Origin of the sequence: Streptomyces sp. GbtcB7, assembly GCF_019091445.1 — a bacterium.
GTDB lineage: Bacteria > Actinomycetota > Actinomycetes > Streptomycetales > Streptomycetaceae > Streptomyces > Streptomyces mirabilis.
In genome coordinates this window covers 1-18,692 of sequence record NZ_JAGXJM010000042.1, presented here as the reverse complement: position 1 = coordinate 18,692, position 18,692 = coordinate 1, and the positions used below count along the sequence as shown (strand labels likewise).

Genomic DNA, 18,692 nt, shown 5'->3' with positions numbered 1-18,692 from the left:
AGGCAGCACACCACCCCGGTCGGCCACAATCGCCGTATGAGCACCGCGACCAGCCTGAGCGACTTCCTCCGCACCCGCCGCGCGGGCCTGCACCCGCAGGATGTGGCCCTGCCCGACTTCGGCGGCACGCGCCGGGTCGCGGGCCTGCGCCGCGAGGAGGTCGCCGAACTGGCCGGGGTGAGCGTCGACTACTACACCCGGATGGAACAGGGCCGCGTGCCCAACCCCTCGGACACCGTGCTCGACGCCCTCGCCCGCGCGCTGCGGCTGACCGAGGACGAGACCCGGCACCTGCATCATCTGGCCCGACCGCGCCGCCACACCGCCCGTCCGGCGCGCCCGCACCGGCCCCGCGAGCAGCGCGTGCGGCCCATGCTCCAGCGGCTGCTGGACGAGCTGACGGACGTGCCGGCCATGGTGATGGGCCGGAACATGGACATCCTGGCCTGGAACCCGGCAGCGAGTGCCCTCTTCGGCGACTACTCCGCCATGGACCCGGCCGAGCGCAACATCGCCCGGATCACCTTCCTCGACCCGGCGTCCAGGGAGCTGTACACCGACTGGACCGCCTGCGCCCGCGAGAACGTGGCCTACCTCCACCTGCTGGCAGGACGGAACCACCCCGGCGACCCGCGACTGGCCCAGCTGATCGGGGAGCTGTCGATGCGCAGCGAGGACTTCCGCCGCTGGTGGGCGGAGCACCCGGTGCAGGACAGGACCTCGGGCATCAAGGGGTTCCACCACCCGGTGGTCGGCGACCTGGAACTGACCTACGAGACCCTGCGCGCGGCCGACGACCCCGACCAGGCCCTGATCACGTACGCGGCCGAGCCGGACACCGCATCCCACGACGCCCTCCACATGCTGCTCGCCTGGACCGCCCCCACGGCCACCGGCGCTCATCGGTCGGCCGACTGACGAGCGGCCACGGCCGTCCGGTCGCCCGGGTTTCGAACCGCGCGGAGAATGAGTAGTCGGCGAGGTGGCGATGATGCCGACATGGCGACTGCGGGACTTCCGCGACGACGATCTGGACCGTGCCATCCAGATCTGGGACCAGGACCGGCAGACGGACGACTCCCCTCCGGTGTTCCCCGTCTCCGAGGTCATGGCCGTGGCCCGGGCCGGCGGCCCCGCGGTGGTCGCGGTGGTCGGCGACGACCTGGTGGGCATGGCGGTGGCGCAGGCCCAGGGTGAGCGGGCCTGGATCACGCTGGTGGCGCTCGCTGGGAACTGGCGCAGCCGGGGCATCGGCAGCGCCCTGATCGCCGAGCTGGAGCGGCGCCTTCGCACGCAGGGGATCCGTCGGATCGGTGCGCTGCTCGCCCCCGGGGCCACCGGAACCGCGGCGCTGGAGAACTCCGGCTACCGGGCCCGGGACGGACTGGTCTTCTACGAGAAGGTCGAGCACCTCGGCGCGAGCGACGCGGGTCTGCTCGCGGAGCTGGGCGGGCGGGTGCAGCCGGGCGGGCTCTGGGCCGCCCTCGCGGGGATGGAGCGGGAGAAGGAGACCATCGAGCGGCGGATCGTGCTGCCGCTGGCCGAACCCGCACTGGCCGACCGGTACGGGGTGGCGCCGCCGAAGGCGGTCATCCTCTTCGGGCCGCCGGGCACCGGCAAGACCAGCTTCGCGAGAGCCGTCGCCTCCCGGCTGGAGTGGCCGTTCGTGGAGCTCTTCCCGTCCCGGCTCGCCGCGGACTCCGCCGGGGGCCTGGCCGCCTCGCTGCGGGACACGTTCCACGAGTTGGCGGGGCTGGAGACGGTGCTCCTGTTCATCGACGAGGTCGAGGAGATCGCCGGCGTCCGCTCCGGTGTGGCCGTCGACCCCGGCCACGGCGTCACCAACGAACTGCTCAAGCTGATCCCCGGCTTCCGCGACCACGACGACCGGCTGCTGATCTGCGCCACCAACTCCGTCCGCTCCCTCGATCCGGCGTTCCTGCGCCCCGGCCGGTTCGACTACGTCATCCCGGTCGGTCCCCCCGACGCGGCGGCCCGGGAAGCGATCTGGCGGCGCTACCTGGGCCGGGCCGCCGACGGGGTCGGGCTGCACCGGTTGGTGGAGGCCAGCGAGATGTTCACCCCCGCCGACATCGAGTTCGCCGCCCGCAAGGGCGCCCAGGCCGCCTTCGAACGCGAGATCACCGACCGTCAGGGCACCCCGGCCGACACCGAGGACTACCTCGCCGCCATCGCCGACACCCGTCCCTCGCTCACCGAACAGGCGCTCACCGAGTTCAGAGAGGACATCGAGCACCACATACGCATGTGATGCCGGGTTCTCCCGAGCGCGATCGGCGCCCGTGACGTCGTCGTCGGTCTCAGCCGGCGTCCTCCGCCGCGCCGCCGGGAGACGTCGGCACCGGCCCCGCCCGGTCCAGCAGCCCCGTCCGCGCGGCCAGGGCGGCCGCCTCCAGCCGCGACCCCACCCCCAGCTTCATCAGCACCCGCTGGACATGGGTCCTGGCGGTCGACGGGGCTATCCCCATACCGGCCGCGATGAGCCTCGTGTCCTCCCCGTCCGCGACCCTCACCAGGACCTCCACCTCGCGTGGGGTGAGCATCTGCAGGAGCCGCTCGCCCTCGTCGTCCGGTTGGGCGGCGGGGTTCAGCAGCTCGCTGAAGGCGCCCTGGAGCAGGGCGGGAGCGACCGCCGCCTCACCCGCCCTCGCCTTCATGATGGCGCGCTCGACTCCCTCTATCCGCTCGTCGTGGCGTACGTAGCCCGACGCGCCCGCGGCGAACGCGGCGGCGATGCCGCGCGGGTTCGGGACCGGACCCAGAACCAGGACCGCCACCTGCGGACGCTCCCGTTTGATCCTGATCACCGGGTCGAAGATTCCCGGCTCGGCGGGTGTCGCCGTGCCGATCAGGCACACCTCCGGTGCCCTGGTGATCACCAGCTCCGCCGCTCCCGCGGCGGGCGCCGCCGCGGCGAGCACCCGGTGCCCCCGCAGTTTCAACGCCGAGGCCAACGCCTCGGCGAGCAGTCGGTGGTCGTCGACCACCATGAGCCGCACTCCCATCGAGCAACCCCCCAGTCCCCCCAAGCATCCCCACTGGTTCCCCGTGGATTAGGAGCCCCCCGGCTCTCCATCCCCCGGAAGCTACACGCTTGTTCGACGTTGCGCTTCCCCTACTGGTGAGAAGTGCCCCGGAATATCGAAATTCCTCGCATTCGGGAGTGATGAGGGGTAAGCGAACGGCCCCGTCCCTGAGCTGGGACGGGGCCATGGTCAAAAGAAGTTGACCTACTGCGTGCCGAACGCGATCGCCAGGTACTCCTTCTCGGAGGTGCTGTACGGCTTGTGGGCGTAGACCGCGGACATGTACAGGTGACCCTCGCTGTAAAGGATCTCGGCGTAGTCCGGGAGCATGCTCGTCTCCGCGTCGCGGACCGCCTGGGTCGCCGGGTTCTCCAGGAGCTTGGTCTCCTTGAAGGAGGTGCCGTCGATGCTCACGATCTGACCGCCCTTGTCGTAGGGCGGACGCTTGTACGCGAGGAGGTTGCCGCCGTCCATGCGCAGCGGGGAGATGTCGTAGCCGTCGCCCGCGTCCGCGCGCTGGCCGGTCTGCTTGCCGGTGCCCAGGTCGAAGGCGACGATCTCGTTGATCCGGCCGGACTGGCCGCCGTCGTGCTGCTCGGTCGGGATGTAGAGCCTGTCGTTGCCGACCACCAGTTTCGCGCAGCTCTCGATCCTGGTGATGCCGTCGCACTTGGCGGCGTAGGTCTTGCCCGGCGCGGAGATCCTGGTGCGCAACTGGCCGGTCTTGTTGTCGATGGAGAAGAAGTCCGAGATGCCGCTGCCGTCACCGGCGGAGTCGCCGACGTCGGCGGCGACCACCAGCGGGTTGGTCGACACGACGCTCGCGTACTCGATGCCGGGCGACATCTTGTACTCCGAGATCACCTTCCCGGACGTCGGGTCGATGGTCTGGATGTGCAACTGCCGCGTACTGCCGTACTCGCCGCACTTGCGGACCGCGACCAGCTTGTCGCCGCCGCCGTACCCGGCGTCGTAGCAGCTGTCCGTGGGCTTGGGTGCCCACAGCGCCTTGCCGGTGGAGATGTCGAACGCGGCGCCACCGTTGGTGCTGCCCACGGCGACGGTGTTCGCGCTGGTGGTGACGTTGTTGAGGCTGATCTTCTGGTCACCGGACTTGACCGACTTCGTCCACAGCAGCTTGCCCGCGGCGAGGTCGAGGGCGGAGACCTCGCTGCAGCCGTGGGAAGGCTTCGCCTTGGTCGGCATGGCGGGCTCGTAGACGATCGCGGTCCGGCCGGAGTCGGTGGTGTGGCGGCTGGCCGTGCACACCGGGCCGGGGAGTTTGATCGTCCAGACCTTGGCGCCGGAGTCGGGGTCGTAGCCGTTGATCTCGGCGTCGCCGCTCTTGGCGTACACCTTGTCGGTGAGCCAGGAGCCGACGGTGGACACGCTGCTCTCGGCGGGCACGGCGGGCGCGGGGACCTGGAAGAGGACCTTGGAACCGGTGTTGGCGGGGACCTTCTCCTTGCCGGTGGAACCGGTGGTCTTGTCGCCGCCCGAGCCGCCCTTGCCTCCGGTGCCGCCGCTCGTACCGGAGGAGTTGTTCTTGCTGTCGTCCTTGCCGGAGCTCGCGTACCAGACCCCGCCGCCGATGATCAGCGCGACGGCCGCGACGGCCGCCACGATGATGACCACCTGGCTGTTCGGCTTCCGGCCGCCGCCCTGGGGAACCTGGGGCTGCATCGGGTAGGTCGGCGGCTGCTGCGGATAGCCGTAGCCGTACGGGGGTCCCGGGGGCTGGGCGGGCTGCTGGCCGGGGTAGCCGTAGCCCGACTGGGCCGGGGGCCCCGGCGGGGGTGCCTGCTGCGGGTAGCCGTAACCGGGACCCTGCGGAGGCTGCGGGGCGCCGAACCCACCGGGCGGCGGAGCCTGCGGCGCACCGAACCCGCCCGGCGGAGGGTCCTGGGGGGCTCCGAAGCCACCCGGCGGAGGATCCTGGGGCGCACCGAACCCACCCGGCGGAGGGTCCTGCGGCGCGCCGAAGCCACCCTGTGGGGGCTGGTTCGGCGGTGGTGGGGGCGGCGGCTGGCTCATGACGTGTCTACCTCGGATGCGGATGCGTTGGGGACGGAGATGCGGGAGACGAAGAAGGTGGCGAACGGGGCGAAGGTGGCGTGAGCGTGCGTCACTTGCCGTAGGCCAGCATCAACTTCTCCTTCGACTGGTCGTTGCCCGTCAGCCGGGTGGTGGAGAGGTAGAAGCGCCCGTCCACGTAGTCGACCGCCTTCGAGAAGAAGCCGTTCTCGACCGACGCCGTGCCCTGCGGGTTCTGCAGCAGCTTGGTGGGCTGGTGACTGCTTCCGGTCGTGGGGATCGACACGATCTGCCCACCGGCGTCGTACGACGGCTCGACGTACGCGATCAACCGCGTGCCGTCCATCTTCAGGGGCAGCATCGACTCGGCGGCCGGGGACTTGACGCGCCACTTCTCCTTGCCGGTCGACAGGTCGAAGGCGACGATCTCGTTGGCGCCGCTCTTCGCCTCGGTCGGCAGATAGAGCGTGTTCGCGTCGGCGGCGGTGCCGAAACAGCCCGTCAGGTCGCGGTCGAGGATGGCGAAACCGCACTCGGGCCTGAAGGCGTCGCTGCTCTTGAGCTGCGAACGGACGGCACCGTTGTCCTTGAACGTGGTGACGTTGACCTTCTTCTGGTCCTTGTTGGTCATGTAGATGACGACGGGGTCGACGGAGTACGTGCGCTCGACCGTCCAGCCCTTGGGGATCTTCGTGGTCCACTTGGCCTTGCCGGTGGCCGGGTCCAGCTGCTGCACCTCGTCGTGCTCGGTGTCGGTGGCGGCACCGCAGGAGGCGACGGACAGCAGCTTGGCGCCGCCCGCGAACGCGGCCGGGTAGCAGGCCTGGCCGTAGTTCGTCTTGTCCCAGAGCTTCTTGCCGCTGGTGATGTCGTACGCCGTGCCGGACTGCGAGCGACCGACCATCAGCGTCTTGCCGGTGACCGACAGTTCGATGGTGAGCGTGCTGTCGAAGAGCGCTCCGTCGGCGACCTTGCCGCTCCAGCCCTTGGCACCGGTGCCGAGGTCTATCTGCTGGAGCTGGTTGCACTTGGCGTTGTCGCCGGCACCGCTCTTGTACGCCACGACGACCTTGTCGTCGGACGTCTGCTGCGGGGTGACCGCGCAGATCGGCTGCGGGAACGTGATCGGGTCCCAAGTGGGCTTGCCGTCCCCGACGTTGTACGCGAACACCTGCTTGTACGCGGCCTTCACCGCCGCCTTGTCGGTGATCCACAGGCCGGGGGCGTCGGCGCCGGAACCGGGCGCGTCGGGCGCCTGCTTGTACCAGAGCACCTTCGCCTCACCGGCCTGGCGGCCCGCGTTGAGGTCCTCCGGGTCCCCGCCACCGTCGCCGCTGCCGTCACCGGGGTTGACCGGATCGGCGGAGGAGGAGGCCTTCCCGCCCTTGCTGTCCTGGGCGACCGGCTTCTTGCCGTCGTCGCCGCCCCCGCCACTGACGGCCCAGACCGTCCCGCCGACGACGAGCAGCGCGGCCACGGCCGCGCCGACGACCATGGCCGGTCGGCCCTTGAAGGGGCTCTTGGAACCACCGGGAGGAGGCGGAGGGGTGCCCGGGCCGCCGGGGCCGCCGGGATACTGCGCCTGGCCCGGATAGCCGTACCCGGACCCGTATCCGGGCTGCTGACCGTATGCGGGCTGCTGACCGTACGGGCCGGGCTGCGCGTACGGACCGGGCTGGGCGTACGGACCGGGCTGGGCGTACGGCCCCGGCTGCTGCGGCGGCTGCGCGTACGGGCCCGCCGGCTGCTGCGGCGGCTGTGCGTACGGGCCGGGCTGGGCGTAGGGCCCGGGCTGCTGCGGATATCCGTAACCGGGCGCCGGCGGACCGGCGGGCGGAGGGGGCGTGCCCTGGGGCGTGTTGGGGGGTGCGCCGAACCCTCCCTGCGCCGGTGCCGCCGGTGGAACCGGTGGCGTCGACGGCGTCGGTGGCTGGTCCTGCGGTGCTCCGAAGCCACCCTGCGGCGGCTCACTCGGCGGCTGACTCATCAGCGCGTTCCCCCTAGTTCACTGATGTGGCGCCCCACCGGCGGCGCGGTCGGCGGCGCCGATTTCGCGCCACACCGGTGGTTCTCAGACTGTTCTCAGACGGACCTTTCTATCACTCTGGAGACCTCGAACCAGGGGCCGGTACTCCCCCTGTTCCCAAGGGAGGACCGGCCCGTGATGCCCTCGTTATGCGCCTTCACGCCCCCTTCACGGGACGCGCGCGCCGCCTGCCAGGGGCTTACGCGTCCTCCGCGAGCTCCAGCCAGCGCAGCTCCAGTTCCTCGCGCTCACCGGTCAACTGACGCAGTTCGGCGTCGAGTTTGGCGACCTTCTCGAAGTCGGTCGCGTTGTCGGCGATTTGGGTGTGGAGCTTGCTCTCCTTCTCGGAGATCTTGTCGAGCTGACGCTCGATCTTCTGCAGCTCCTTCTTCGCGGCGCGGGCGTCGGCGGCGGAGGCGGCCCTGGCGGACGGCGCGGGCGCGGCGGCGAGCACGGCGGCCGCGGCGACCTCCTCCATGCGCTTGCGCCGCTCCAGGTACTCGTCGATCCCGCGCGGCAGCATCCGCAGGGTGCCGTCGCCGAGGAGCGCGAACACGTTGTCCGTCGTGCGCTCGATGAAGAACCGGTCGTGGGAGATCACGATCATCGAGCCGGGCCAGCCGTCGAGCAGGTCCTCCAGCTGGGTCAGCGTCTCGATGTCGAGGTCGTTGGTGGGCTCGTCGAGGAAGAGGACGTTGGGCTCGTCCATGAGCAGCCGCAGCAGCTGAAGCCGCCGCCGCTCACCACCGCTGAGGTCCCCGACGGGCGTCCACTGCTTCTCCTTGTTGAAACCGAACGTCTCACAGAGCTGCCCCGCGGTCAGCTCGCGCCCCGTGCCCAGGTCGACCCGGTCGCGGACGGCCTGCACGGCCTGCAGCACCCGCCAGGTCGGGTCGAGCTCGGCGACCTCCTGCGACAGATAGGCGAGCTTGACGGTCTTGCCGGTGCTGATCCGCCCGGCGACGGGCTGCGTCTCCCCCTCGCTGCGGGCGGCCTCGGCCATGGCGCGCAGAAGGGAGGTCTTGCCGGCTCCGTTCACACCCACGAGCCCGACCCGGTCGCCGGGCCCGAGCTGCCAGGTGAGGTGCTTGAGCAGGACCTTCGGGCCCGCCTGCACCGTCACGTCCTCGAGATCGAAGACCGTCTTGCCCAGGCGCGAGCTGGCGAACTTCATCAGTTCGCTCTTGTCGCGGGGCGGCGGCACGTCCGCGATCAGCTCGTTGGCGGCCTCGACGCGGAAGCGCGGCTTGGAGGTACGGGCGGGGGCGCCGCGCCGCAGCCAGGCCAGCTCCTTGCGCACCAGGTTCTGCCGCTTGACCTCCTCGGTGGCGGCGATGCGCTCACGCTCCGCGCGCGCGAAGACGTAGTCGGAGTACCCGCCCTCGTACTCGTACACCGCACCCTTCTGCACGTCCCACATACGGGTGCAGACCTGGTCGAGGAACCACCGGTCGTGGGTCACGCACACCAGCGCCGACCGCCGCTCCCGCAGGTGCTGGGCGAGCCAGGCGATGCCCTCCACGTCCAGGTGGTTGGTGGGCTCGTCGAGGATGATCAGGTCCTGCTCCTCGATGAGCAGCTTGGCGAGCGCGATACGGCGGCGCTCACCGCCGGAGAGCGGGCCGATCACCGTGTCGAGCCCCTGCGGGAACCCCGGCAGGTCAAGGCCGCCGAACAGTCCCGTCAGGACGTCCCTGATCTTGGCGTTGCCCGCCCACTCGTGGTCGGCGAGGTCCCGGATGACCTCGTGCCGGACGGTGGCGGTGGGATCGAGGGAATCGTGCTGGGTCAGCACTCCCAGATGCAGCCCGCCGGAGTGCGTGACACGGCCGGTGTCGGCCTCCTCCAGCTTGGCGAGCATGCGGATGAGGGTGGTCTTGCCGTCGCCGTTCCGCCCGACCACACCGATCCGGTCGCCCTCGCTGACGCCGAGGGAGACTCCGTCGAGCAGGGCACGGGTGCCGTACACCTTGCTGACGGACTCGACATTGACCAGGTTGACGGCCATTTCTCTCCTGAACAAGGGGGACGATCGACCCTCAAGGGTAGTCCGGCTCCCTCACCTCCCGAGCCACACGGGTGGGTGCTTCGGCTGCGGGTGGCTCCCTCGGCTGCGGGTGGTGGGGGCCTGGGGCGCAGCCCCGGCCCCCAGGGGCGCGGGGAACTGCGCGACCAGCCCCCACCGGCCCGCAGACAACGCACCGCCCCGCATATTGCAGACAACGCACCGCCCCGCAAATTTACGTGGCCGCGGCCGCAGGCCGACCGCGTCCCGCCCGCTCCACCAGCAGCCACCCCACGAGCGTCATCGCCACGGCGACCGGAGCCGTCACCCGGACCGCGATCAGTACCGCCGTACGCCCTTCCAGCAACCCGCCGAACCCGACCATGGAAAGCCCCAGCACCCCGAAGAGGCACAGGGTCACGCCGAGCGCGGCGGCCGGCCGCGCACCCGCGGGCGACACCCCCGACTCCCCCAGGACCACGGCAGAGGGCTGTTCGAACCTCCGGAACACGGTGACGAGCAGGGCCGTCACCACACCGGCCACCACCACCCGCACCGGCACCTGGGCCCACCACACCCCCGTCGCGGGCTCCGGCAGCCGTACGCCGAGGGCCAGCAGCGCCCCGTACACACCGAGCATCGCGGTGAGGTGCCACAGGAAGGCGGTCATGGACACGCCGTTGGCCGCGACGACCGCACGCCACACCCGTGGCCGGCGCAGCCACCGCTGCACGGGGCCCCGCAGCGACTCCACCCCGCCGACCAGCCACAGCCCGTGGCACAGCAGCGCGAAGGTGGGCGGCGCCATGTTGGAGATCTTCTCGCCGGGCATCCCCACCATGGACAGCGGATACGGCCCGTACGCCACCAGCAGCACCGCCCCGGCGAGCCCGGCGCCCGCGAGGAGGTAGGGGCGTCGCAGCTTCCCGTCCGCGCGCAGGAATCCGAGCTGGTGGACGGCGAGCCAGACGAAGGCGAAGTTCAGGAACTCGACGTACGGCACCCCGAACCCGAACCGCAGCACGTCCACGAGCCCGGCCGCGGCGACGAGCCCGCCGAACGCGCCCCACCCGTACCGCTCGTGCAGCCGTAGCAGCGGCGGGGTGAAGGCCACCATCGCCAGATAGATCCCTATGAACCACAGCGGCTGGGCGACGAGTCGCAGCGACACGTCCAGCAACCCGCCCTGCCTGCCCGCGAGTTGCAGAGCGAGCGCGAGCGCTCCCCACACGCCGATGAACACCACGGTCGGCCGCAGCAGCCGCTGCAACCGGGCGCGCAGGAACACGGAGTAGGGAGCCCCTCCTCCGTTCTCCCCGTGCTCCCCGTGCTCCCCGGCCTTGCGTCGCAGCGAGCGGTACGACAGCGCGTGCGAGAAGCCGCCGACGAAGAAGAAGACGGGCATGACCTGGAGGGCCCAGGTGAGCAGTTGGAGGCGGGGCTCCACGGCGAGCAGGTTCCCGACCTCGGCCCGTCCGTCGCCGCGCACCGACACGGCGGCCATCAGCCAGTGCCCGAGCACCACCGTGCCGAGCGAGGCGACCCGCAGCAGGTCGACGTACTTGTCGCGCGAGGCGGGTGTGGCCGCGGCGAGGGCGTGAGCGCTTGATGCCATACGAGTACGGTCGCGCCGTCCGCCGCCACGGCGTCAGCGCGCCCGTACTCAATTCGCCTCTGAGTACCGCTGCCCGTGACGTGCTTCTCAGTACCGGGTGCCCGTGACGTGTCCGTGCGGGTCAGACGACCGTCGCGCCGGGGGCGGGGCCGTCGGTGATCCGTACCGTCCGGCAGGTGCCGGAGGCGCGCAGCGTGTCGGCGACCGCCCGTGCGGACGCGGCGTCCGCCGCGAGGAAGGCCGTGGTCGGCCCCGAGCCGGAGACCAGGGCCGCGAGCGCACCGGCGTTCCGCCCGGCGGCGAGCGTGTCGGCGAGGGTCGGGAAGAGGGAGAGGGCGGCGGGCTGGAGGTCGTTGGAGACGGCGCGGGCGAGGGCCCCGGCGTCCCCCTTGGCCAGCGCGTCGAGCAGCTCCTGCGAGGCGACCGGCTCCGGGATCCGCACGCCCTCGTTCATCCGGTCGAACTCCCGGAAGACCGCCGGGGTCGACAGCCCGCGCTCGGCGATCGCGAAGACCCAGTGGAAGGTCCCGCCGACCTCCAGCGTCCGCAGCTGCTCGCCCCGTCCGACACCCAGCGCCGCCCCGCCCACCAGGCTGAACGGCACGTCACTGCCCAACTCGGCGCAGATGTCGAGGAGTTCCTCGCGGGAGGCGTTCGTCCCCCACAGGGCGTCGCAGGCGAGCAGCGCGCCGGCGCCGTCGGCGCTGCCGCCCGCCATGCCGCCCGCGACGGGGATGTCCTTGGCGATGTGGAGGTGGACCCCCGGTTCGACGCCGTACCGGCGGGCGAGTTCGAGGGCCGCGCGGGCCGCCAGGTTCGTGGCGTCGAGGGGGACCTGGTCGGCGTCCGGGCCCTCGCAGGTGATCCGCAGCTCGTCCGCCGGCGTCACGGTGACCTCGTCGTACAGCCCTACGGCGAGGAAGACGTTGGCCAGGTCGTGGAAGCCGTCGGGGCGGGCGGCGCCGACGGCGAGCTGGACGTTGACCTTGGCGGGGACACGTACGGTCACGACGTCCGTGCCCGTGCCCCTGCCCGTGCCCGTGTGCGTCGTGGGCTCGGTCTTCGACTCCGTCACGGCTGAGCGCTCTCCTTGTTCTCGGCCTTGCTCTCGGCGTTCTCAGCCTTGCCCTCGGCCTTGTTCTCGGCCTTGTTCTCGGCGATACGGGCGAACTCCTCCACCGTCAGCGACTCCCCGCGGGCCTGCGGTGAGACCCCGGCGGCGACGAGCGCGACCTCGGCGGCGGCCGCGGAACCGGCCCACCCGGCGAGGGCGGCGCGCAGCGTCTTGCGCCGCTGGGCGAAGGCGGCGTCGACGACCGCGAAGACCTCGCGCTTGGAAGCCGTGGTCCTGATGGGCTCGGCGCGCCTGACGAGCGACACGAGGCCGCTGTCGACGTTCGGCGCGGGCCAGAAGACGTTCCGTCCGATGGAGCCGGCCCGCTTCACGTCGGCGTACCAGTTGGCCTTGACGCTCGGCACGCCGTACACCTTCGAGCCGGGGTCGGCGGCGAGCCGGTCGGCGACCTCGGCCTGCACCATCACCAGCGTGCGCTCGATGGTCGGGAAGGTGTCGAGCATGTGCAGCAGCACGGGGACGGCGACGTTGTACGGGAGGTTCGCGACGAGGGCGGTGGGGGCGGGGCCGGGGAGCTCGTTCACGTGCATGGCGTCGGAGTGCACGAGTGCGAAGCGGTCGGCGCGGGCCGGCGTACGGGCGGCGATGGTCGCCGGGAGCGCCCCCGCGAGTACGTCGTCGATCTCCACGGCGACGACCCGGTCGGCCGCGTCCAGCAGCGCGAGGGTCAGCGAGCCGAGGCCGGGGCCGACCTCGACGACCACGTCGTCGGCCCGCACGCCGGCGGTGCGCACGATGCGGCGCACGGTGTTGGCGTCGATCACGAAGTTCTGGCCGCGCTGCTTGGTGGGCCGCACACCGAGGGCACCCGCGAGCTCGCGGACGTCGGCGGGGCCCAGGAGGGCGTCGGGGGTGGGGCTGTTCACGCCCCAAGCGTACGGGTGCGACGGCACGAGCCGTTTTCCCAGACCCCGGGTGCGTTGTTCGACTGCGGGTGAGTGGGGGCTGATCGCGCAGTTCCCCGCGCCCCTGAAGGGGCGCTGCGCGCCCGTCAGTCGTGGAGGTGGGCTCCGCAGTGGGGCCACGGGCTCGTGCCCCGGCGGACGTACAGCTTCTTCGCCCGGCGGGTCTGCTCCGCGGCCGGCGCGTCCTGGGGCCGCCCGGACCCCCCGAGCGTGTGCCAGGTGTGGGTGTCGAACTGGTACAGGCCGCCGTAGGTGCCCGAGGGGTCCACGGCGCCGGGGTGGCCGCCGGACTCGCACGCCGCGAGCCCGGACCAGTTCAGATGGTCCGCATCCTGCGTGGAATCGGGCCGCGGCTTCGTACCGACCCGCACCACCTGTCCGCGCGGCTCCCGGACCACCTCGTCCCCGACCCTCCGCGGCTTCTGCCTGACCCCGTTGACGGTCCGCAGCAGGTAGGTGACCCGCCGGGTCCCGGGCTCCCCGGCCCGGTCGACGACCTCGGTGCCGTGGAACAGCGAGGGGTCGTTCGTCCGTGTCGTCCGGAAGGGGATCGCCTCCTCGCGGACCTCCCGGGTGCCGGTGATCCGCATCACGCTGACCGTCTGTCCGTCACGGGGGAAGCTCCCTGACGGGACGGACGTCGTGTCCTCGCCGTGGAGGGTGATCCCGGCCTCCTCGACGGCCTCGCCGACGGTCGCCGCGTTCGTCCGGATCGTCCGTGCCCGCCCGTCCGCCATGATCGTCACCGTCCGCTCGGTGCGGACGTCGAGCGCGAGGCCCTGACGGCCGATGCGCTGGGAGCGCGAGGTCGACAGGTACGCCCCCTCGGCGCGCACCCCGAGCTGCTGGAGCGCCCCGTCCACCGTGTGCGCCGTCGTCCACACCTCGTGCGGCTGCCCGTCGAGGGTGAGCCGCACGGGCCGCCCGTAGTGGACCGCGATCTCGTCACCACTGGTCAGCTCGGTGCCGGGGGCGGGCGCGACGACGTCGTGCTCGCCGACGCGCACGCCCTCCTCGGCGAGCAGTTCGGTCACGTCGTCGGCGAAGGTGTGCAGCGTGCGCGCCTTCCCGTCGACACTGAGCTCGATGGCCTTGTCGCTGGCGACGAAGGCGGAGGCGCCGCCGGCGAGGAAGGCGACGACCAGCGCCTGGGGCAGCAGCCGCAGCGGGTCGGGACGCTCGGCGGTGCGCCGACGCCGGGCCGCGCGCCGGGCAGCGGCCCGCCCGCCGGACCGGGGCCCCTCCGCCGAATCCCCGAGCGCCTGCGTCTTGGTCTGCGTCTGCGTCTGCGTCTGCACCAACGTCTGCGTCTGCCGGGGCAGTATCGGCTCGGTCGGCGCCTCGGACATCGCCAGTGCCTCGTAGGCGGGCCGGTAGGTGTCCACGTAGCCGCCCGGGCCTCCGGCACCGTACGGCGGCTGCCCACCAGTTCCTCGGTCCTCGAACGACGTTCCAGTCAGGCCAAACGTCTCGTACTGCGAGTTGCTCACGACGACACGCTCCAGGGGGTCCGGTGGAGTAAAGAGGGCGCCCGGAGGGCTCGTTCAGGGTGGTGGTGGGAGACGGGCGGGCGACCAGAACCTAGCGGAGCGGCCGTCACTCTCCCAAGCAACGCGGCTACGCTGTGTCGCGACACTGCCCTGAGGTGTGACCCCGAAAAATGGCCGGAAGCGTTATCCCTCAGTAGCCGAAGGCCCGCGCCGTGTTCGCCGAGAGCGCCGTCGCCAGCGTGTCCTCGTCGATGCCCCGCACGGCCGCCATGGCGCGCACCGTGACCGGAATGAGATAGGGCGCGTTAGGCCGTCCGCGGTACGGGGCGGGGGTCAGGAAGGGCGCGTCGGTCTCGACGAGGACGAGCTCCAGAGGGGCCACGGCCAGCGCGTCGCGCAGTGGCTGGGCGTTCTTGAAGGTCATGTTTCCGGCGAAGGACATGTAGTACCCGGCCTGGGCGCAGATTTCGGCCATCACCGCGTCGCCGGAGTAGCAGTGGAAGACGGTCCGCTCGGGCGCGCCCTCCTCCTTCAGGACGCGCAGCACGTCGGCGTGCGCGTCCCGGTCGTGAATGACCAGGGCTTTTCCGTGCCGCTTGGCGATCTCTATGTGGGCGCGGAAGGAGCGCTCCTGGGCGGCCTTGCCTTCGGGGCCCGTACGGAAGTAGTCGAGCCCGGTCTCGCCGACGCCCTTGACCTGGGGCAGGGCGGCGAGGCGGTCGATCTCGGCGAGGGCCTCGTCCAGGGCGCCGTCGCCGCCGGGCTGCCGTGCGCCCTGGCGGGACCAGCCGTCGGGGTCGCCGTGCACGATACGGGGCGCCTCGTTGGGGTGCAGGGCGACGGTGGCGTGGACGGCCTCGTACGCGGCGGCGGTCTCGGCCGCCCAGCGGGAGCCCTTCAGGTCGCAGCCGACCTGGACGACCGTGGTCACGCCGACCGAGGCGGCCTTGGCGAGGCCTTCCTCGACGGTGCCGGACTGCATGTCGAGGTGGGTGTGCGAGTCGGCGACGGGGACGCGCAGCGGCTCGGGGAGCGGTGGCGCTTCGGTCTTGTCGGAGGGCATGCCCCGATCCTACGAAAGGGGCATGCCGGACCGGACCTCACCCGGGCGAGGTCACCGCGCTCCCGCGATCAGCCCGCCTTGCGGTGGTGGAAGGGGTGCAGCAGGTCGGAGAGGTGCCAGTGGTGGGGTTCCCCGGGCACGGCCGGCTGGTCGACGGCCTCGTCGTGGGCCTGCTCGGGGTGGACCGGCACCGGTCCGTGCGTGTGCTGGTGCATGGAGTTCTGGACGGAGGACACCTGTCCGGCGCGCATGATGCGCACCACGTGTCCGTCGCAGTTCTGGCAGGAGGGCCGGCTCAGCGGCGACGGCACGACATGGCCGTCCGCCACGTACATCACGAACTCGCCACCCTCGGCGTCGCGGTGGTGCTCTATCTCGAACGACTGCTCCCAGCCGTGCCCGCATCGCATGCATGCGAAGGAATACGACTCGTTGACGACGGCGGTCGCCGCGCTGCGGTTGCCGGTCTGCCCTGCGATCTCACTCATGCCAGCTCCTGCTGTTCCGCTGGACAAGCGCCCCCGGTCGGCGGGGGCGAGGGACGGGTACGTCCCTTCAACCAGTGGACGCTTCTCCGGGCGGGAACGCATCAGGCCTGTCGACTATTGGAGTCGTTTTGGCCTTTCCTTGTCGGAATGCCTCGGAGACACGGCCTGAGCTTTGCTTTCCGTGCGGGCCCTTTGCTCTTCTATGGGGCGCTGTGCGCCGCGTTCTTTGCCGCGACCACCGCGTCGAAGACGTCGCGCTTGGGAATTCCGGCCTCGGCCGCGACCGCCGCGATGGCCTCCTTGCGGCGCTCTCCCGCCTCCTCCCGCACCCGCACCCTGCGCACCAGTTCGCCCGCGTCCAGTTCCTCGGCGCCCTTCTCCGGCGCGCCCTCGACCACCACCGTGATCTCCCCGCGTACGCCCTCGGCGGCCCAGGCCGCCAACTCGCCCAGCGGTCCGCGCTTGACCTCCTCGTACGTCTTGGTCAGCTCGCGGCAGACGGCGGCCCGCCGTCCGTCCCCGAAGACCTCGGCCATCGCGGCGAGGGTGTCGTCGAGGCGGTGCGGGGCCTCGAAGTAGACCATCGTGCGGCGCTCGCCCTCGACCTCCCGCAGCCGGGACAGCCGCTCGCCCGCCTTCCTCGGCAGGAACCCCTCGAAGCAGAACCGGTCGACGGGCAGCCCGGACAGCGCGAGCGCGGTGAGCACGGCGGACGGGCCGGGTACGGCGGTGACCTTGATGTCCTTCTCGACGGCCGCGGCGACCAGCCGGTACCCGGGGTCGGAGACGGACGGCATTCCGGCGTCGGTCACCAGCAGCACACGCGCCCCGCCGACCAGCGCCTCGACGAGTTCGGGCGTGCGGGCGGCCTCGTTCCCCTCGAAGTACGACACCACGCGCCCGGTGGTCTGCACGCCCAGCGCCTGGGTCAGCCGGCGCAGCCTGCGGGTGTCCTCGGCGGCGACGACGTCCGCGCCCGCCAGCTCCTGGGCGAGCCGGGGCGGGGCGTCGGCCACGTCGCCGATGGGGGTGCCGGCCAAAACAAGGGTTCCTGTCACGGTTCCATCCTCGCAGGGGCATTCGGCGGCAGCCGCATCCACCCATTAGGCCCGTGCACGGGACTCCCACAGACCTGTTCCCTACGATGGCGCGGTGACCAGTACCGCGTCCTCCACGGACACCCGGCAGGGCCAGGCAGCCGAAGAACGGCGGCCGTCGTGGCAGCAGCGGCTGCGCCGCTTCGGATACAACGCGCCACCCAGAAGCGATGTGCGTGATCGGCTCGTGCCGCCGTACGCCGAGCCCAGTCCCCGGATCTGGGCTGCGTTCGGGCTGCGCCACGAGGTCGCGGAGCGCATCACGCGCTGGTCGGGCTGGGGCGGCCCGCTGCTCGTGACCCTGATGGCGGGGCTGATGCGGTTCTGGAACCTGGGCAGCCCGAAGGCGGTGATATTCGACGAGACGTACTACGCCAAGGACGCCTGGGCGCTGATCCACCGCGGGTACGAGGTCAACTGGGACAAGAACGCCAATGACCTGATCCTGCAGAACAACGGGCACGTCGGCATCCCCTCGGACGCCGCCTATGTGGTGCATCCCCCGGTCGGCAAGTACGTCATCGGGCTCGGCGAATGGATGTTCGGCTTCAACCCGTTCGGCTGGCGTTTCATGACGGCGCTGCTCGGCACGCTGTCGGTGTTGCTGCTGTGCCGGATCGGGCGCCGGATGTTCCGCTCGACGTTCCTGGGCTGTCTCGCGGGCGCGCTGATGGCGGTGGACGGGCTGCACTTCGTGATGAGCCGCACCTCGCTGCTCGACGGTGTGCTGATGTTCTTCGTACTGGCGGCCTTCGGCTGCCTGATCGTGGACCGCGACCGGTCGCGCGCCCGACTGGCGGCCGCCCTGCCCACGGACCCGGACGGCCTCGTACGCCCCGACGCGCACATCGCCGAGTCCACCCGCCTCGGCTGGCGCCCCTGGCGCTGGACGGCCGGTCTGATGCTGGGCCTGGCCCTCGGCACGAAGTGGAGCGGCCTGTACGTCCTCTTCGCGTTCTGCCTGATGGCGGTCCTGTGGGACGTCGGCGCACGCCGGGTCGCGGGCGCCCGTCACCCGTATGCGGCGGCCCTCAAGCACGACACGGGCATCACGTTCCTCGCGACGGTCCCCGTGGCGATCGCCACGTACTTCATCTCCTGGACCGGCTGGATCCTCTCCCCCACCAACGGCAAGGGCGGCTACTTCCGCAACTGGGCCGCGACCGACGGCAAGGGCGGCAGCTGGACCTTCCTGCCCGACTGGCTGCGCAGCCTGTGGCACTACGAGCACGAGGTGTACGAGTTCCACGTCGGCCTCTCGTCCCCGCACACCTACCAGTCGAACCCGTGGAGCTGGATCGTCCTGGGCCGCCCGGTCTCGTACTTCTACGAGTCCCCGCTGCCCGGCAAGGACGGCTGCCCGGCGGACGCGGGCGACAAGTGCGCCCGCGAGGTCCTGGCCCTGGGCACGCCCCTCCTGTGGTGGGCCGCCTGCTTCGCGATCGTCTACGTCCTGTGGCGCTGGGCGTTCCGCCGCGACTGGCGGGCGGGCGCGATCGCCTGCGGCATCGCGGCCGGCTACCTCCCCTGGTTCATGTACCAGGAGCGCACGATCTTCTTCTTCTACGCCATCATCTTCGTCCCGTTCCTGTGCCTGGCGGTCGCCATGATGATCGGCGCGATCCTCGGCCCACCCGGCTCCACGGAACGCCGCCGCGTCATCGGCGCGGCGAGCGCGGGCGTCCTGGTCCTCCTGATCGCCTGGAACTTCATCTACTTCTGGCCCCTGTACACGGGCACCGCGATCCCCATAGACCAGTGGCGCTCCCGGATGTGGCTGGACACCT

The 18,692-nt window shown here is 71.4% G+C and carries 14 protein-coding genes; 3 read left to right on the top strand and 11 right to left on the bottom strand.

Annotated elements, in window-relative coordinates; translation table 11 throughout:
- The first annotated feature begins 36 nt into the window (after window positions 1-36).
- Entirely contained in the window at window positions 37-918 is an 882-nt protein-coding gene (locus KVT44_RS45300; RefSeq protein WP_217573934.1) for a helix-turn-helix transcriptional regulator, read from the top strand.
- 73 nt (window positions 919-991) lie between these two features.
- Window positions 992-2,272: an ATP-binding protein gene (locus tag KVT44_RS45295; RefSeq protein ID WP_217573932.1), complete on the top strand. Its 1,281-nt coding sequence runs from the start codon at window positions 992-994 to the stop codon at window positions 2,270-2,272.
- Between the two features lie 49 nt (window positions 2,273-2,321).
- On the opposite strand, the gene KVT44_RS45290 is transcribed toward KVT44_RS45295, so the two are convergent.
- From KVT44_RS45290 to rsmI, 11 genes are all read right to left on the bottom strand, one after another.
- Entirely contained in the window at window positions 2,322-3,026 is a 705-nt protein-coding gene (locus KVT44_RS45290) for a response regulator transcription factor (protein ID WP_217573931.1), read from the bottom strand.
- A 225-nt stretch (window positions 3,027-3,251) separates the two neighbouring features.
- The gene (locus tag KVT44_RS45285; protein WP_217573929.1) at window positions 3,252-5,081 is read right to left on the bottom strand and encodes a PQQ-binding-like beta-propeller repeat protein; all 1,830 of its coding nucleotides are present in this window, start codon (window positions 5,079-5,081) and stop codon (window positions 3,252-3,254) included.
- A 91-nt stretch (window positions 5,082-5,172) separates the two neighbouring features.
- Window positions 5,173-7,068: a PQQ-binding-like beta-propeller repeat protein gene (locus tag KVT44_RS45280; RefSeq protein WP_217573927.1), complete on the bottom strand. Its 1,896-nt coding sequence runs from the start codon at window positions 7,066-7,068 to the stop codon at window positions 5,173-5,175.
- Window positions 7,069-7,306: 238 nt separating this feature from the next.
- The gene (locus KVT44_RS45275; protein ID WP_099922221.1) at window positions 7,307-9,115 is read right to left on the bottom strand and encodes an ABC-F family ATP-binding cassette domain-containing protein; all 1,809 of its coding nucleotides are present in this window, start codon (window positions 9,113-9,115) and stop codon (window positions 7,307-7,309) included.
- 232 nt (window positions 9,116-9,347) lie between these two features.
- Window positions 9,348-10,727: an acyltransferase gene (locus KVT44_RS45270; protein ID WP_217573925.1), complete on the bottom strand. Its 1,380-nt coding sequence runs from the start codon at window positions 10,725-10,727 to the stop codon at window positions 9,348-9,350.
- A 121-nt stretch (window positions 10,728-10,848) separates the two neighbouring features.
- Window positions 10,849-11,736: a 4-(cytidine 5'-diphospho)-2-C-methyl-D-erythritol kinase gene (locus KVT44_RS45265; protein ID WP_217574005.1), complete on the bottom strand. Its 888-nt coding sequence runs from the start codon at window positions 11,734-11,736 to the stop codon at window positions 10,849-10,851.
- 62 nt (window positions 11,737-11,798) lie between these two features.
- Complete coding sequence (gene rsmA / locus KVT44_RS45260) at window positions 11,799-12,728, bottom strand: 16S rRNA (adenine(1518)-N(6)/adenine(1519)-N(6))-dimethyltransferase RsmA (protein ID WP_099925613.1); 930 nt, start codon at window positions 12,726-12,728, stop codon at window positions 11,799-11,801.
- 125 nt (window positions 12,729-12,853) lie between these two features.
- Window positions 12,854-14,116 carry a resuscitation-promoting factor gene (locus tag KVT44_RS45255; RefSeq protein ID WP_254650779.1) on the bottom strand — a complete coding sequence of 421 codons (1,263 nt, stop codon included), beginning with the start codon at window positions 14,114-14,116 and terminating at the stop codon, window positions 12,854-12,856.
- A gap of 331 nt (window positions 14,117-14,447) precedes the next feature.
- Window positions 14,448-15,320, bottom strand: coding sequence for a TatD family hydrolase (locus KVT44_RS45250; protein ID WP_190171876.1), 873 nt, complete (start codon window positions 15,318-15,320; stop codon window positions 14,448-14,450).
- Between the two features lie 68 nt (window positions 15,321-15,388).
- Complete coding sequence (locus KVT44_RS45245) at window positions 15,389-15,808, bottom strand: hypothetical protein (RefSeq protein WP_217573923.1); 420 nt, start codon at window positions 15,806-15,808, stop codon at window positions 15,389-15,391.
- 200 nt (window positions 15,809-16,008) lie between these two features.
- Entirely contained in the window at window positions 16,009-16,866 is an 858-nt protein-coding gene (rsmI, locus tag KVT44_RS45240; protein ID WP_067376264.1) for a 16S rRNA (cytidine(1402)-2'-O)-methyltransferase, read from the bottom strand.
- A gap of 94 nt (window positions 16,867-16,960) precedes the next feature.
- Between rsmI and KVT44_RS45235 the strand changes: the two genes are divergently transcribed.
- Window positions 16,961-18,692, top strand: a 1,732-nt coding sequence (locus tag KVT44_RS45235) for a dolichyl-phosphate-mannose--protein mannosyltransferase (RefSeq protein ID WP_217573921.1), incomplete at its 3' end; no start/stop codon positions are given.